Below are 15,224 nucleotides of genomic sequence, written 5' to 3'. Positions count from 1 at the left end.
ATTAGCTTAAAGGGAGAGTGTGAATCCCCCACTCTTCCTTTTAAGACTTGTGGCTACCTGTTTAGACTTGTAGTTACCTGTTTAGAACGGCTGGATGCGAATTGAGAAGTAAATGCCATTGTCTTGCAGGGTGTTGCCCTGATTGCCAATCGGATTGAGGCGAGCGCCATAGTCCAGACGAGCAGAAAAGTAGGGATCAAACTGCCAGCGTAAACCTACTCCGACACTAATCAGAGTACGGGGACTGGGAATCTCAATATCGCGGCTATTCCAGATGGTGCCGATGTCGAAAAACGGGGCTAGCTGGATAACACCAATCCCTTCTGGATCGCGGACAATAGGAAGGCGAATTTCCAGGGAGCCGGTGATGCCGTTATCGCCAACCCGCTGATTCTGACGGTAGCCGCGGACTGAATCTACCCCACCAATACTGAACTGTTCCAGGGGCAATAGGGAATCCGGGGTGAGTTGGGCGGCAATCCGGGCGATGGAAATAATGTCGCTCCCTAGCGCCTGTACCCACTGAAACTGTCCAACCCAACTAAAAAAGCGACCATCGGTGCCCGTGTCATTGACGGTGGCGTTAAAAATAGGTAGCCCAAAGCTCAGCTGCGATCGTGCCGCCAACACCCGCTGGGGATTGCGACTAATCCAATCCTGGCTAAACCGAAGAACGGTAACCCGTGACAGCCCATTTTCTGGGCCCAGCGAAAACGAGAAGGGAATGTCTTCCAGCAAGAAGGTCTGACTGCGACGCACATCAAGAGATAACCCCAGGGTAAACTCAGTGGTAGGAGTGCGGTAAAGCGGCTGGCGAAATCCAATTGAAAACGTCTCGCTGTTACTGTTAATGCCCAGCACCGAGAAAGGCGCTTCCACAATTTTGCTGTCGTTGCGGGTGTAGTACAGATTCAGCACACCATCACGGGGATTGAGGGGAAGGGCGTAGCTAAATTCGTACCGCTGGATGCCTTCGGTTAATTCGTATTCAAAACTAAAGCGATCGCCAAATCCCAGTAAATTGCCATGGCTCAGAAAAAATGTGCCTCCTATGGTCCCCACACTGGGTGACTCCCGGTTTTCCACCAGCAAGCCACCGTGGAGGGCACGCGCTTCCTTCAGCCTGACGGTAAGAACACTCCGTCCTGGAGTTGTCCCGGCTCGCAGTTGTGCCTGCACTGAGGTAAACAGGGGATCAAGCTGGAGGAGTTGCAATCCGGTTTCCAGTTTGTTGATGTTGACTGGGGCTCTACCCGCTAGAGCAAGCCGTTTACGAACGTAGTTTTGCCGCACCCGCCGTAGCCCCTGGATTTCAATTTGCTCCAGTTCTCCCTCCACCACCTGAATTTTGACCACTCCGCTTGCCAAGTTATCCTGGGGGGGCAGAAACGCGCCAGAAGTCGTGTAGCCGCGATCCGTGTAAAGTTTGGTCACGGCTGTTCGAATTTCCAGCAGTTGCTCAAAGGTCAGGTCCCGGTTTTCAAACGGCTTGACTACTCTATCCAGCTCTTTTTGTGAAAAAACTGTACTGCCCAACACCTCCACCCGTTCAACTCGCACAGTGGCTTCAGGGGTAGGAGTGGGAGACGGGGGAACCGGGGGGGGTTGTTTCAGTTGGGGGTCTGGGGGCGGGGCTGGTTTGATTTCGGGTAGGGGCTGAATATTGGGACGGGGAGGAAGCAGTGGGTTTTCTGGAGTGGGGGTACTGCGATCGTCCGGCAGCGAAAGGTTGGAGGGAATTGTCTCAGGAGTCTGGGCAAAAAAGAATTGGCAATCCCCCCCTGCTTTAACTCTCCTCCCCTGGCATCTGGAACCAAGCCATAAAGAAGTCTCCCTAGGTGTAATTGGAGTTTGTAACCCAACTGCCGTTGAAAGTAACGTGGCAAAAGAAGGCAACGGGGTTAAACCAACAAAACTAGCGCTCAAGCAAAGAACATTCCAACGCGCTACCAGGGATAGGAGCTTCATAAATCCTGCGTTTGCATCTGTCCTATTTTCACCATTGGGATAGTTACCAAAATCACTCGCTTAGGCTATTTATAAAGTATTTTTATACATCTATAGTTGTGTCAGGGTGCTAAAGAGCTGCTTCCGGCTTTTGTTATCGTAGGGCTGTAGAACTGGAAATAAGCGTATACACTGAGCCGCCGCTGGATAGGTGAAATGTCCTGGTTTTCTCGACGGTTTGTTCACCGAATTTTGTTATTCATTGTGGGGGCCAGTCTCTGCATCTTTGCTGCGGTCGTTGAAGCAGAAATGCCGGGACTGGTTGCGGCTCAGTCCGTCTCCTATGGGCAACTGGTTGACCAGGGGGTACAGAGCTATCAAGCAGGGAAGTATCCGGAGGCGATCGCTACTTGGGAACAGGCTCTCAGACAACCCCTCAGCCCCAGCGATCGGGCGACGGTGCAAAGCAACCTGGGGCAGGCTTATCGGCAAGTAGGTCAACCGGACAAGGCGATCGCTCAGTGGGAACAGGCCATTCAGTTTTACAAGAAACAGGGGGATGGCAGCAACCAGCAAGCCCTTGCCCAATTGCTCACCGAGCAGGCACAGGCATACAGCGACTTGGGCCAGCACAAGACAGCGATTGACCGATTGCAGGCGGCGATCGAACTGGCCCAGAAAAACCAGGATGATCTGACTGAAGCGGCGGCCCAGGGCGCTCTGGGAAATGCCCATTGGGCTCTGGGTGCCTACGAGGACGCCCTCACTGCCCACCAGAAAAGCCTGGAGCTTGCCTGTCGGTTAGATAATCAGAGCTATATTACGACAGCCCTCAACAACCTGGGGAACGTTTTTGTCAGCCGTTCTAAGCGTTTTCGCTATCAATCAACCGCTGCCAGCCTGGAAGGGGACAGCACCACCGAACAGCAACTGACTCGTCAGGCAAACCACGATAACCGGGTGGCCCTGGCCGCCTATCTGCGAAGTGCCGAGATCAGTCGCTCTGTTAGCAACCTAGCAGAGGCAAAGGCACTCCTTAACCTGAATCGACTGTTGGATCAACTGCCCGTCGCATCTCCCGTGTCTATGCCAGAACTGGCCTGTGAGACGCTAAACTTTAAGGCATTGCTATCCCCTTCGGAAAAATCCCTACCCTCCCCATCGGCAACCTCAAATCGGGAGTTGATGGCACAAAACCGCACTCGCATTCTGGCTTTACTGGAGCTAGAGCCAGATTCGCAAGATAAAGCCTATGGCTATATCAACTTAGCAAATAGCCACTTCCACCGCGCTAATGGTACCATCCAGGAACCCGTTAATCTTGCTGAAGTCAATCCCATTTTGCAAAAGGCACTGACCACTGCAAGAAACATCGGCGATGCACGGGCAGAGTCCTATGCGCTGGGGACTTTGGGTGAAGCGTATGAATCGAATCGCCAGTATGACGAGGCTATGTCCCTCAGTCGGCAGGCCCAATTTACTGCTCAACGGATGGGAGCGAACGATAGCCTTTACCGCTGGCAGTGGCAAATGGGGCGGATTTTGAAAACGCTTGGGCAAACCGAGCGGGCGATCGCCTCCTATGAACAGGCTGTCGCTACCCTTCAAAGTATCCGGGATGATATCGTCATTACCAACCAGGACCTGCAATTTGACTTTCGAGATTCGGTCGAACCTGTCTATCGGCAATTGATTGGCCTGTTGTTGAGCCAGGAGGCAGGGAGCAGTGGGCAGTGGAAGCTAGGGGCTAGGGGCTGGGGAGAAGAAGAAAGAGGGGAAGAAGGACGAGGAAAGAAGAAAGAAGAAAGAAATGAAGCCAGGAGTCAGGAGTTGACTCAAAACTCAAAACTCAAAACTCAAGACTCAGAACTCAAAACTTCCCTCAATCCAAATACGCGCAATATCAGCAAGGTTCTGGATCTCCTGGAACTGTTAAAACTGGCGGAATTGCAAAACTTCTTTGGGGACGACTGTGTACAGCTTGCGAGGGATGCGGCGATCGCAGAACAACCGCTCCCTCCCGACCGCAACGGCCAGGAACCTATCTATGGGCTGATCGATCCAAAAGCTGCTGTCGTTTACTCGGTGATTCTGGAAGATAGAGCTTACATGATTTTGCGGCTACCGAACGGAACCCTGAAAGAATACCCAGTTCAGATTCGTGCTGCCGAGGTTGGGGCTGGAGCCAAATCCCTCAGTACCCAATTCCTGGGAGAAACCCAACTCCAAGCCAGGATTGACCAGTTGCGGCTAATGCTGGAGAAGCGAGCAACGGAGGAATACTTGACCGAAGCCCAGGCTGTTTATGATGCCCTCATTCGCCCGATGGAAGCAGATCTGGAAGAGGCCAAACCTACCACGCTGGTTTTTGTTAACGATGGCGTACTGCGGAAGGTACCGATGTCGGCGCTTCATGATGGCAAACAGTTTTTGATCGAAAAGTATCCAATTGCAACAACTCCCAGCCTCAGTCTCACCACTCGCCGACCATTCGAGCGCCGTAACCTGCAAGCACTTATCCTGGGTTTGACCATAGAGCAGGAACCCTTTGGAGCCTTACCCAACGTGCGTGAGGAAGTAGCAGAGGTTGAGAAGATTTTGGGCGGTACCAAATTGCTGGATCAGGCATTCACCCTCAGGAGTATGCAGCAGCGGTTGCAGAAAAACAGTTACCGCATTATTCATATGGCAACCCACGGGAAATTTGGTGCTGATGCAAACAGCACCTATCTTCAGGCTTATCAAGACCGGATTACGATTAATCAACTGGATGATGTATTGCGATCGCGCCAGAGCCAGGAACCAGTCGAATTGCTGACTCTGAGCGCCTGCCAGACTGCTGCCGGAGATAACCGCTCTGCTCTAGGAATTGCAGGTGTTGCCGTCCGTGCAGGTGTCAAAAGTGCCGTCGCTACCCTCTGGTTTATTAATGACGAAGCAACCGTCCCCCTGATTGAAGAGTTTTACACCCAACTGCTGCAACCCAATATCACCAAAGCAGAAGCCTTGAGAAAGGCCCAGTTGAAGTTAATTGGCGAGCGAGAATACAATCACCCAGCAGTCTGGTCTCCTTTCATTCTGATTGGCAACTGGCTCTAACAACTAAGTAGATAGTCATCATTAATTTGTAAAAGGGGGAAGTGGAGGCTGCGCCCCCAGGCAGGGGGTTTCACCCCCTCCACCCCCCAAATTATCCTTAATTGATTGAATTGCGCCTGGCTACTTATCTGGTCTTTTGCCACGGAATCATGATATCTTCAGCAAGTCGACGGGAGACGTTGTAGGCTCCGTAACGGTTTAAGTGGCTGGGGTCAGAGAAATAATCAGGCTGGTCTGCTAAGACGAGGCTGAGATCGCGATAGGTGAAACCATACTGGCTGGCCAGTTGCAGCATATATTGCTGAAATATTTCTTCGTAACGTTTGCGGATGGGATCGAGGTAATCGCTAGTCAGTGGCAGGTTGACAAAGACAAAGGGGACCTGATGGGTTTGGGCAAACTGGGCGATCGCAATCATCGACTCCGTTTGCCTACCTTCCATGCTGAATGACTCGTAGTCAGAGTCGTAATCGCCAGAGACGCGGGCGTATTTTTGGTAGTAGGTGACCGGATTGAAGCGATTTGGTAAGGGCAGGAAACCATTCACATCAGCCGTACCTCCTTCGGTCAAGATGGAAGGGGGAGAATTCAATGCGGATGCGGCTGGACTGGTTGCATCACTCAGTTCACCCGGAGACATTCTTTGGCCAAAGGCGATGAAGGAATCCGACTTTGGCAGCAAACCTGCCAACTGTTCACTGAGTACAGATTTGAGGCGATCGCGCTGAGCGTAAAGCTGGGAGAGTGCCCCTAATCGCTTATCCAACTCCCGGTTGATGGCTTGATAAACATTTGATAAGGAGTTCGATGATTCCTCAGTCACGGAGGCTGGCTCACTGAGATTCGGTTTTGCCAACCCCCTGGCCGCCTGAGCCAGGGTGCCAGGAATTGGAGGTTTCCCCGCTATCAGCATCCGGTAGCCCTCGGAGGCAACGATGCCATTGTAGGTAATGTCTAATCGACCGCTGTTAAACGCCCGTGCCCCATCGGCAAACAGAATCAATTTGGGCAATTTCTCCTGAGGTAGCAACTGCCGCAGGATCAAATCCACCACCTGGGCTGTGGCTCCATTGATACCAAAATTAAAGACTTTGACTCCGGGGTAGCCCTGCTCCGCCAGAAATTTTTCCAGGGCAACCGGGTCAACCCCACGCAGCGCCCTGGAACTACCAACAACTAAAACGTCGGGAGGTCCATTTTCTTCAACATAACGTTGATACAGCGTTACTTTTTCATCCAGTTGACGGCTATTAAAGGTTGGAAAAGCATTTTTGTTAAGGTTTGCTTTGGGTTGGAGGGGTGAGGCCGGGAGGTTAGTCGAACTGATGGGAGGCGCTTCACTTGAATCAGGGCGATCGCTCGGTTGCGGAGAAGGGACAACGACGACCTGCCCAGGTTGGGTAAAACCGGAGGAATTGAAGGCGGATGGATCGGCAGAGGGGGTCTTCTTAAGGGTGATTTGGGGCAATGGCGATGCACTGGGGAGGGGTTTGGCAATGGAGGTGGGAGAGGCAGAGGGAGCGGGAGTCGCTGGCCTAGGAGGAGTGGGTCGCAGAAGTTGCCCCAATATCCAATCGGCTTGAACGACTAATAGCAGCCCAACAGTCCCCCAAATGATCGCTACTTTGGTACCCCGGTAGTAGGTCGGGTCTATCGAGGTTTGGGGAACGGGTAGCAGCTCGGAACTGAGATCGGCGGTTTCAAGGGGGGCAAAGAGTTGAGACTGAATCAGCGATCGCTGCACTTGGTGAACCATGCCTTCCAGCCAGCGGCTCAAAATAGAACGCACGTCATTGGGTGGCAGATCGGACCGCAAGACAAGCGCTCCCGGCGGCTCCAGCAAATCATTCACGTAGGCATCGGAAGCGGCAAACTCTGGGGTTGCTTCGGGCACTAATCGGTTGCGCGCGGTAAAGTCGGTTCCATAACTCCAGAGGGGTTGCTTTTGGCCGGCGCGGCGACCATAAACCCGAATTCCTGCCACGCCAGCGATCGGTAATGGTTTTAAGAAACGATTAATTTCGGGACCCACCTGACTCTGGCTGGGACAGGTAGGAGCATCGGTCATGATGTGGAGCAGATCTCCCTTTTGCCGGATCTGCACACGAATTCCTCCCGTTGCCAGCATCCGATCCAGATTGGGGTTCAGCAGGCGGGTCAGCAGAAACCCGATGGCTTTTAGATTCGCTGCTTGAGCCAGTTCTAGCGGAGATTTTGCCAATTCTGGCTGTTCGGTAGCGGGCAGGTTGAGCCAGTGAACCCAGTGGGGAGAAGCCGCAGGGGAAACGGGGAAGTTAGGTGAGAGGGGAAGGGAAGAGTCCCCCGGTTCTGTATGGCAAACTCCATAGATGGCTACTGCTCGAATTCCCTGGGGAGCAAGGGATTTCAATGCGGGTGTAATAGCGGCGATCGCCGTCAGTTTGTCGGGAACAGTTGACCGGGTGCTCTCGCAGGTCAGGTGCAGCGTGGAATCCTTAAGCAGAGCTGAAACTTGAATGCCCTCAGGATGCAAAAGTCGGTTTAGCAACCGGGCGATCGCCTGCACATCCCCCCAGCGTGCCCACTCCTGCAAAATTTCGTCGGTTGGGGTCAAATCAACCCGCAACACCCATTCGGGCTGGGCTTCTCCCCTCACCTGACCAAACACGGCAGCATCCCGAAAACCCTGTAGCTCCAGTGATCGCAGCCGTTGAGAAATGGGTTCAGCCAGGATCAATGGATCAGGACTATAGGCAGACTCACAAACAATAAATAAACGCTTGAACGAAGCAACCTGAGGTTTGGGCTTCTGAACCTGGGAGGGGGAAATTTCTGCTGTTTCCGCAACACCCTCTCTTTCTCCCTCGCCTGCTGCCTTCCCCAGTTTTCCAATCACCTCAACTCTGGCTTTCACGGCTACCTCCATACCACTGAAGGCATGGCTCAGGTAGCGAGCGATCGCATCGGGCTGTCCTAAACGAGCCAACTCAGCCAGAGAAACCAGAGAACTAGACTCGTTCTGAGGGACAGAATCGACTTCCGACAGCGGACTAGTAGAGGCTGACTTCTGTTCTCGACTCTGAGTTGGTTTCGTGAGATAGAATGACTGAGTCCAGGCAGGTTTGGTCTCGTTCGTCTGCCGACCGTAAAGGATAACCCGGTAGATTTGAGGAGTGTCGGGGAGCAGCAGACGATTGAGCGGAACAGCGGCCAGCGCTTGAGAGAGTTTTGGGACAACCAGGGCGGCATCGGGGCAGGGGTTGCTTTCGAGCAGAATGTGTAGGTTATTTCCTCGCAAACGGCTACTAACCCGCCCTTGATTGATGCCAGCGTTTTGGTATATCCATTGGGTCAGGGATACACCATTCACCTTCGACGAAGAATTTCTACGCGCGGCAGATGGGTTATGTCCATGAATGTCTGCCATGAGAACCGGAGCACCTGCTAAGTTTCAGACAATAAGGTTTTAGACAAAAGGATTTCAAGACAATGGAGTAAATCGAGTCACTTTGTTGCCCAATAGAGATAGCACACTCTGAGAATATTGAGCAAAGTTTATGCGAAACTTCGGATTAAGGCATTTGAACAACGGTTGAGGGAATTGGCTAAACAGGCACTTTGAAGGGTTGAAAAAGTGGTTGTTTTCAGCAGGTAAGGCCTTTCAATGCTCACCCACAGCCTGAGGGCTTGTGTTGACAAACTACAGAACTTAAGCACTTCAGCTCAGTAATACTTTGTACAGGTTGATTTACAAAATTTTAGGGATTGAGAGAGTATGGATTCGTTTGACAGGCAATTGTCCCAGTCGGGAAATAAATGGATGGATTTCATTGCTCCGGAGATACTGATTAGTTTAGCAACGGGGCCGTTGTTGCTGGGTCTTGTAGGCGGTAAAGCTCTACTGGTTGGGCTTCGAGAGGTTGGAGAATTGAGTGAGGAAATCTTTCGGGGCGATCGCCTTCCACTGCTCAACTTTCCGGTTACCTCCGACTCCGATCCGGACAGTTCCACGACGAATTAATTTGTTAGAAGAGTTTGGCGAAAGATTGGTACATCCAGCAACTCCAAAAGGAGAGATTAACCCCTAGAATTATTGAAATATCTTTGACAAGAGCAGACTCCATGAGTTCGATAAGACCTTCGTCAGATGATGGGCTGTGCTCTGGAACGGCGACAGAGTCTAGAGCGTCCGATGCAATGGCTATCACTTCTAACACATCCGACTTGTTTTTACGTCATCGGCTCAAAATTATTGAAGACCTGTGGGAAGCTATTTTGCAGCAGGAATGCGGTCAGGAACTGGTTGATCTCTTGAACCGTCTGCGAGATATGTGCTCTCCTGAGGGGCAGGCACCGACCGCGATTGAATCGGAAGTTCTGAAGGTCATTGAAAAACTGGATCTGAACGAAGCCATTCGAGCCGCCCGTGCTTTTGCGCTCTATTTTCAGCTGATCAATATTGTTGAGCAACACTATGAGCAGCGGGATCAGCAGCAGCAATATCGGGCTGGTCGGGATACGGCTTCTTCAACGGCGATCGCCCGGACCAAGACTCATTCCGCTCCCCTCGAAATCAATGGCGAGTCTTCCACTCCCCACGGCAGGCTGGAAGCAGACCTTTTAGAAAAGAGTTTGCAGGATCCCGAAGCCCGTAAGGAAATGGGCACCTTCCACTGGTTGTTTCCCAAGCTCTACAGTCTGAATGTGCCACCCCAACACATCCAGAAGCTGATCCACCAGCTCGATATCCGTCTAGTGTTCACCGCCCACCCGACGGAAATCGTCCGCCACACAATTCGGGATAAACAGCGCCGAATTGCCAGAATTTTGCGTCAGTTGGATCAGGTTGAAGAACGCCTGCTTGCCCTGGGGTTACCTTCTGCTTCCTGGGATGCGGATGTCCTGCGGGATCAGTTGATGGAGGAGATTCGCCTCTGGTGGCGAACTGATGAATTGCACCAGTTTAAGCCCACCGTTTTGGATGAGGTAGATTATGCCCTCCACTACTTCCAGGAGGTGTTGTTTGATGCCATTCCCCAACTCTACCAGCGGCTAAAACAGTCGATGCAGACAGCCTTTCCTGGTATGAAGCCGCCCCGCTATAACTTCTGCAAGTTTGGTTCCTGGGTTGGTGCTGACCGGGATGGTAACCCTTCAGTCACGCCCCAAATCACCTGGCAGACGGCCTGCTATCAACGCAGCCTGGTGCTGGAGAAGTATATCCAGTCGGTTCGCCGCCTGATTGATCTCCTCAGTCTCTCTCTGCACTGGAGCGATGTGCTGCCCGACCTGCTGGAATCCCTGGAGCAGGACCAGTCCCAAATGCCGGAAGTGTACGACCGGCTTGCCATTCGTTACCGCCAGGAGCCTTACCGACTGAAGCTATCCTACATTCAGCAGCGGTTGGAGAATACACGCGATCGCAACTCCCAGCTTTACAACACCGACCATCTGCAACTGGACTTCACCGAACCCAGTTCGGCCACTGTCTACCGTTCTGGTGAAGATTTTCTGGCAGAATTACGGCTGATTCAGCGCAATTTGAAGGAAACCGGGCTAAGTTGCCGCGATCTGGATGCTCTCATCTGCCAGGTGGAGATCTTTGGGTTTAATCTGGCTCATCTGGATATTCGTCAGGAGAGTACGCGCCATGCCGATGCTCTGAATGAAATTGCTGAATACCTGCAAGTTCTGCCCAAACCCTATAACGAATTGTCCGAATCGGAGCGATCGCTGTGGCTGGCAACCGAACTCCAAACTCGTCGTCCCCTGATCCCGGCAGAACTGCCCTTTTCTGACAAAACCCGCGAAACCATTCAAACCCTCCGCACCGTTCGCAAGCTTCAGCAGGAGTTTGGAGTAGAGATTTGCTCTACCTACATCATCAGCATGAGCCACGATGTCAGTGACCTGCTGGAAGTGTTGTTGCTGGCGAAGGAAGCAGGGCTCTACGACCCAGCCACCGGGATCAGTACGCTTCAAGTCGTGCCGCTATTTGAGACCGTAGATGACCTGCAAAAGGCCCCCTCCATTCTCACCAATCTGTTTGAACTGCCGTTCTATCGAGCGATGTTGGCAGGGGGCTATCTAGCCCATCGCGGAGAAGCCGACCCTCCAACTTCTTCGCTAACGCCCAACCTGCAAGAGGTGATGTTGGGATATTCTGACAGCAACAAGGATTCCGGCTTCCTCAGCAGCAACTGGGAAATTCACAAAGCTCAGCAAGCCCTTCAGCGGATTGCCGAAAATTATGGGATTGAACTGCGCATCTTTCACGGTCGGGGCGGTTCCGTAGGGCGAGGGGGGGGGCCCGCCTACGAAGCAATCCTGGCCCAACCAGGGCGCAGCGTCAATGGGCGGATCAAGATTACGGAGCAGGGCGAAGTGCTGGCATCCAAATATTCCTTGCCCGAACTGGCCCTTTATAACCTGGAAACCATCACAGCGGCAGTTATCCAGACAAGTTTGTTGCGTACCGGGTTTGATGATATCCAGCCCTGGCACGAAATCATGGAAGAACTGGCGGCCAAGTCTCGCTCCCATTACCGTGCCCTGATCTACGAACAGCCGGACTTTATCGATTTCTTTTTGCAGGTCACTCCGATTGAAGAAATCAGTCAGCTTCAAATTAGTTCCCGCCCGGCCCGACGCAACAGTGGCAAGAAAGACCTCAGCAGTCTGCGGGCTATCCCCTGGGTGTTTAGCTGGACTCAGAGCCGCTTTCTGTTACCAGCTTGGTATGGGGTGGGAACCGCCCTGCGTGACTTTCTGACAGAGCATCCAGAGGAGCATCTCAAGCTCTTGCGCTACTTCTATTTCAAGTGGCCCTTTTTCAAGGTGGTTATTTCTAAAGTGGAGATGACACTGTCGAAGGTGGACTTGCAGATTGCCGGGCACTATGTCCATGAATTATCTCGCCCAGAAGACCGGGAGCGATTCAAGCCACTGTTTGAGCAGATTTCAAACGAGTATTATCTGACACGGGACATGGTGCTAACGATTACTGGCAACAAGAGACTGCTGGATGGGGATCCGGACCTCCAACGGTCGGTGCAGCTTCGCAATGGCACGATCGTCCCGCTGGGCTTTTTGCAAGTTTCGTTGTTGAAGCGCCTGCGCCAGCATAAGACTGAGACGGCCATTACAGGAGCGGTGCGATCGCGCTATAGCAAAGGTGAACTCCTGCGGGGTGCCTTGCTCACCATCAACGGCATCGCTGCCGGAATGCGGAATACAGGTTGAGGTGATGGAAAACATTGAATGAAATTTGTGAATGAATTTGTCAACTTTAATTTGTTAACTTTATAAACACACTTTAGCTGGAGTGTAAAATGATTTCCTCAGAATTGATTTCAACATTGAAGGGGCTAAGCCGTTCGGACAAATTCTGACAAATTCTATAATTATGCAACTTCTGATTTCAGAACTAGCACAGCAAGAAGCAGATCTGATTAAACCCGATCAGGCTTATCCAGTATAGTCGCCCTACGATGCAGTTGAGGCAGCAGATACGATGTTACAGATACGATGTTGAAAGTGCTGCATGCTGCCAAAGCCCAAGATCATGCATAACAGTGAGCGATTTCCATTTGTCTCTAGTGACCCAACACTAGGTGCAGCCAGTTTCCGCCCGTACTTGCATTTCACCTTAATTCACCAACAAATTTCTGCCACAGCATCAGGTTTGTTGGATACTGAAGCAAGTGTCAACGTGCTGCCATATTTGGTTGGGGTTGAGCTTGGGTATGACTGGGAACGGCAAACAACGGCACTAAGTTTGACAGGAAATTTGTCTTAATACGAGGCGCGGGTTGTGCTTGCTCAAGCGGTCATTGGGCAGTTTAAGCCTGTGCAACTGGTATTTGCCTGGACACAAGCTAACAATATGCCGCTTATCTTGGGTCAGGTGAACTTCTTTATTGAGTTTGATGCTTGCTTTTATTGTTCACAGCTAGAGTTTGCAATCAGCCCTAAAGCTGTTGTTGCGGGGTAGGTTGGTGCTTTTCAGCCGCCTAACACTGGGTGGCTGCGGACGGTCGAAAACCGCTTGTGTTGAGTCTGAGGTAATCTGCCACCACTACACTTCACCGATAGACTTCATTGCTTAAACTTTTGGGTAGTGTATTCTCTTATTTCAGGCGATTTACCAATCTGATAGCAACAACGCTTCCCAGGGAGGCGATGGAGGACAAGTTGTGGACACGATCTTAAACCGGGCAAGGGAACTGAAGCAGGCATTAACTGACTTTGTGCTGGATGCGGAAGGAGAACTGGCAACAGCACTTGAAGCCTTTTCGGCAGAACAGTTGGCTAAGGTCCCGCAGCAGGGCATTCAGCAGCAAAATCTGGTCATTGATCGCTTCCTGACTGAAGGCGAAGCCGGGGGCAAGACAACGATCGCATGGTTTATTGAAAGTCAGGGAAAGAAGCTTTCGGAGAGCGATCGCGCCCTTTTGCAAAGCTGGCACCGGACTTTCATGGGCTTGTTTGCGGTTGAGCAAATCCTGCCCGACGGCTATCAAGTGATGAACTGGTTAACCGCAAAGCACTACCAGGTGAAACCCAGCGATCCGACAAACGCGAAGGAACTGGAGCGGGTCAAACTGGGTGAAATTATTCAGGGGCGAATTGCGCCTGTAACGGAAGAATACTGGACGTTCTCCGGCCCATTGATGCTGATGGGGAATTTAGGCAAGCCCAAGCTGGCGGTGGCGATCGGGAACTTCAAGCAACACTACAAGCCCTTTCTTTACAGCGATGCCCCCGACCTGCTGGAAGAAGCTTGGCTCTCCGTCGAACGCTATCATCAAGACTTTCTCGACTTCTTTGGCAGCGATGAAATCACAATGTCTGGCTATCAACTTGGCAAGAAAATTGCCGAATTCCAGGAAGTTCTCGCCAAAAAACAACTAGAAAAGGCTGGAATCGACGAATCGAAATCCCTGGCAGATCTGGCAGAAGAAGCCGGAATGGAGGATGAGGATATTGAAGCCGTTGCCGAGACGATGGGGGTTGATGCAAAGACCCTTTCCACCGCGTTGAAGAGCAAAGAGGCCGTAACCAAGATGGTGACGCCCAAGGTCGAACTGCCACCAGAGATCAAGAAAGCAGAGAGCGTCACCGTTCTGGCCCATCCCCGCTGGGGCCAGATGATTCTACCCACTTACACCCAGTTCAAAACGCTACTAGAGACCGAAGACTGGCAAAGCGTAAAAGGAGCCGAAAACCTGGTACGAAAATACCTGGAAGATCCGACCATCAATGCCTATGTCTGGCAGAAGCTGGTAGCGGAGTATCCAGAACCGTTGGAGAACATTTTACAAACTGTTCTCGACCGTCCTGACTTTGGCCTTCAGAAAGATTTGGGTGCCCTGTTGCGGGAGTACAACAAACCTTTGGAACCAGAGTTGCCAGAAATTGCCAGTGTACCTCTGCATTTGCATGAACTGTTTCAAGAAGCGCTGGCCGAGGTGAATAAGTCAAAATCAAAGGCGAAGGGAAATCCGAAACCTAAAAAGGGATTTCAGTAATTTGCTAAAGCTAGACTGAAGACAATGAAGCAATGGTGAGCTATGGCGATCGCAACCATCCCCGCAGGTTCTGATCAACGAATCGTTCTTCCAGATCGTACCTGGGAACAGTTCAAACTAATCCAGAAAGGGTTTGAAGATTCTCCAGGGGTGCGCCTGTTTTATTTTGACGGCACGATCGAAATTCTTATGCCGGGACGTGAACATGAAGTGTTCAAAAGCATCATTGCTCTACTGCTGAGTATTTACTTTGAAGAGAATGAGATTGAGTTTGAGCCAACTGGCTCTATGACCCAGGAACAGGAGGGAGTTGCCTCAGCTCAAGCAGACGAGTCTTACTGCATTGGGTCATCCAAGCCCACTCCCGATCTATCCATTGAAGTCGTTGTTACTAGTGGTGGACCCAATAAGCTGCGACGTTATCAGGTCTTGGGGGTACCTGAGGTATGGTTCTGGCAAGATGGAGCGTTTGCGCTATACCGATTGTGTGAAGGCGAATATGAACAAGTCGCTCAGAGTCAAATTCCCGAACTGGCATCTCTCAACTTTGAATTGCTAACCCGTTGTGTGTTGATAGGCGAAACATCCAGGCTGGAGGCAATGCGCGAGTTTCGCAAGGGGTGTAGGGGTGCGCAAGAGAACACTTGAATGAGTGGATGAGAAAAGGAA

General features: G+C 51.7%; 8 protein-coding genes. 6 read left to right on the top strand and 2 right to left on the bottom strand.

The annotated features are described in order from the left end of the window. Positions 1-81: 81 nt before the first annotated feature. Entirely contained in the window at positions 82-1,896 is a 1,815-nt protein-coding gene (locus P4D80_RS14305; protein WP_421654675.1) for a ShlB/FhaC/HecB family hemolysin secretion/activation protein, read from the bottom strand. 267 nt (positions 1,897-2,163) lie between these two features. On the opposite strand from P4D80_RS14305, the gene P4D80_RS14300 reads away from it, so the two are divergent. Beyond that, positions 2,164-5,046: a CHAT domain-containing protein gene (locus tag P4D80_RS14300; protein ID WP_421654674.1), complete on the top strand. Its 2,883-nt coding sequence runs from the start codon at positions 2,164-2,166 to the stop codon at positions 5,044-5,046. Positions 5,047-5,170: 124 nt separating this feature from the next. Here the strand turns inward: P4D80_RS14300 and P4D80_RS14295 are convergent, their stop codons facing one another. After that, positions 5,171-8,452 (bottom strand): hypothetical protein, encoded by a 3,282-nt coding sequence (locus tag P4D80_RS14295; protein WP_421654673.1) that lies wholly within the window; start codon positions 8,450-8,452, stop codon positions 5,171-5,173. A 348-nt stretch (positions 8,453-8,800) separates the two neighbouring features. Here P4D80_RS14295 and P4D80_RS14290 point away from each other — a divergent pair, with 348 nt between their 5' ends. From P4D80_RS14290 to P4D80_RS14270, 5 genes are all read left to right on the top strand, one after another. Then, on the top strand, positions 8,801-9,046 hold the full coding sequence (locus P4D80_RS14290) for a hypothetical protein (RefSeq protein WP_421654672.1): 246 nt from the start codon (positions 8,801-8,803) through the stop codon (positions 9,044-9,046). 101 nt (positions 9,047-9,147) lie between these two features. Further along, a complete protein-coding gene (gene ppc / locus P4D80_RS14285; RefSeq protein ID WP_421654671.1) occupies positions 9,148-12,267 on the top strand; it encodes a phosphoenolpyruvate carboxylase in 3,120 nt (1,039 codons plus the stop codon). A 571-nt stretch (positions 12,268-12,838) separates the two neighbouring features. Then, entirely contained in the window at positions 12,839-13,018 is a 180-nt protein-coding gene (locus P4D80_RS14280) for a hypothetical protein (protein WP_421654670.1), read from the top strand. A gap of 202 nt (positions 13,019-13,220) precedes the next feature. Then, a complete protein-coding gene (locus tag P4D80_RS14275; RefSeq protein WP_421654669.1) occupies positions 13,221-14,555 on the top strand; it encodes a hypothetical protein in 1,335 nt (444 codons plus the stop codon). A gap of 42 nt (positions 14,556-14,597) precedes the next feature. Beyond that, complete coding sequence (locus P4D80_RS14270) at positions 14,598-15,203, top strand: Uma2 family endonuclease (RefSeq protein WP_421654668.1); 606 nt, start codon at positions 14,598-14,600, stop codon at positions 15,201-15,203. The last annotated feature ends 21 nt before the right edge of the window (positions 15,204-15,224 follow it).

The sequence above is a fragment of the Leptothermofonsia sp. ETS-13 genome, assembly GCF_049200465.1.
GTDB lineage: Bacteria > Cyanobacteriota > Cyanobacteriia > Leptolyngbyales > Leptolyngbyaceae > Leptothermofonsia.
Note: the sequence above shows the minus strand (reverse complement) of the source record. Positions and strands in the feature narration are given on the sequence as shown.

What these genes read in the sequence shown, in the direction of transcription:
- P4D80_RS14300 (WP_421654674.1), top strand. Translation starts at nt 2,164, where the DNA reads ATGTCCTGGTTTTCTCGACGGTTTGTTCACCGAATTTTGTTATTCATT.
- P4D80_RS14295 (WP_421654673.1), bottom strand. Translation starts at nt 8,452, where the DNA reads ATGGCAGACATTCATGGACATAACCCATCTGCCGCGCGTAGAAATTCT.
- P4D80_RS14290 (WP_421654672.1), top strand. Translation starts at nt 8,801, where the DNA reads ATGGATTCGTTTGACAGGCAATTGTCCCAGTCGGGAAATAAATGGATG.
- ppc (WP_421654671.1), top strand. Translation starts at nt 9,148, where the DNA reads ATGAGTTCGATAAGACCTTCGTCAGATGATGGGCTGTGCTCTGGAACG.
- P4D80_RS14270 (WP_421654668.1), top strand. Translation starts at nt 14,598, where the DNA reads ATGGCGATCGCAACCATCCCCGCAGGTTCTGATCAACGAATCGTTCTT.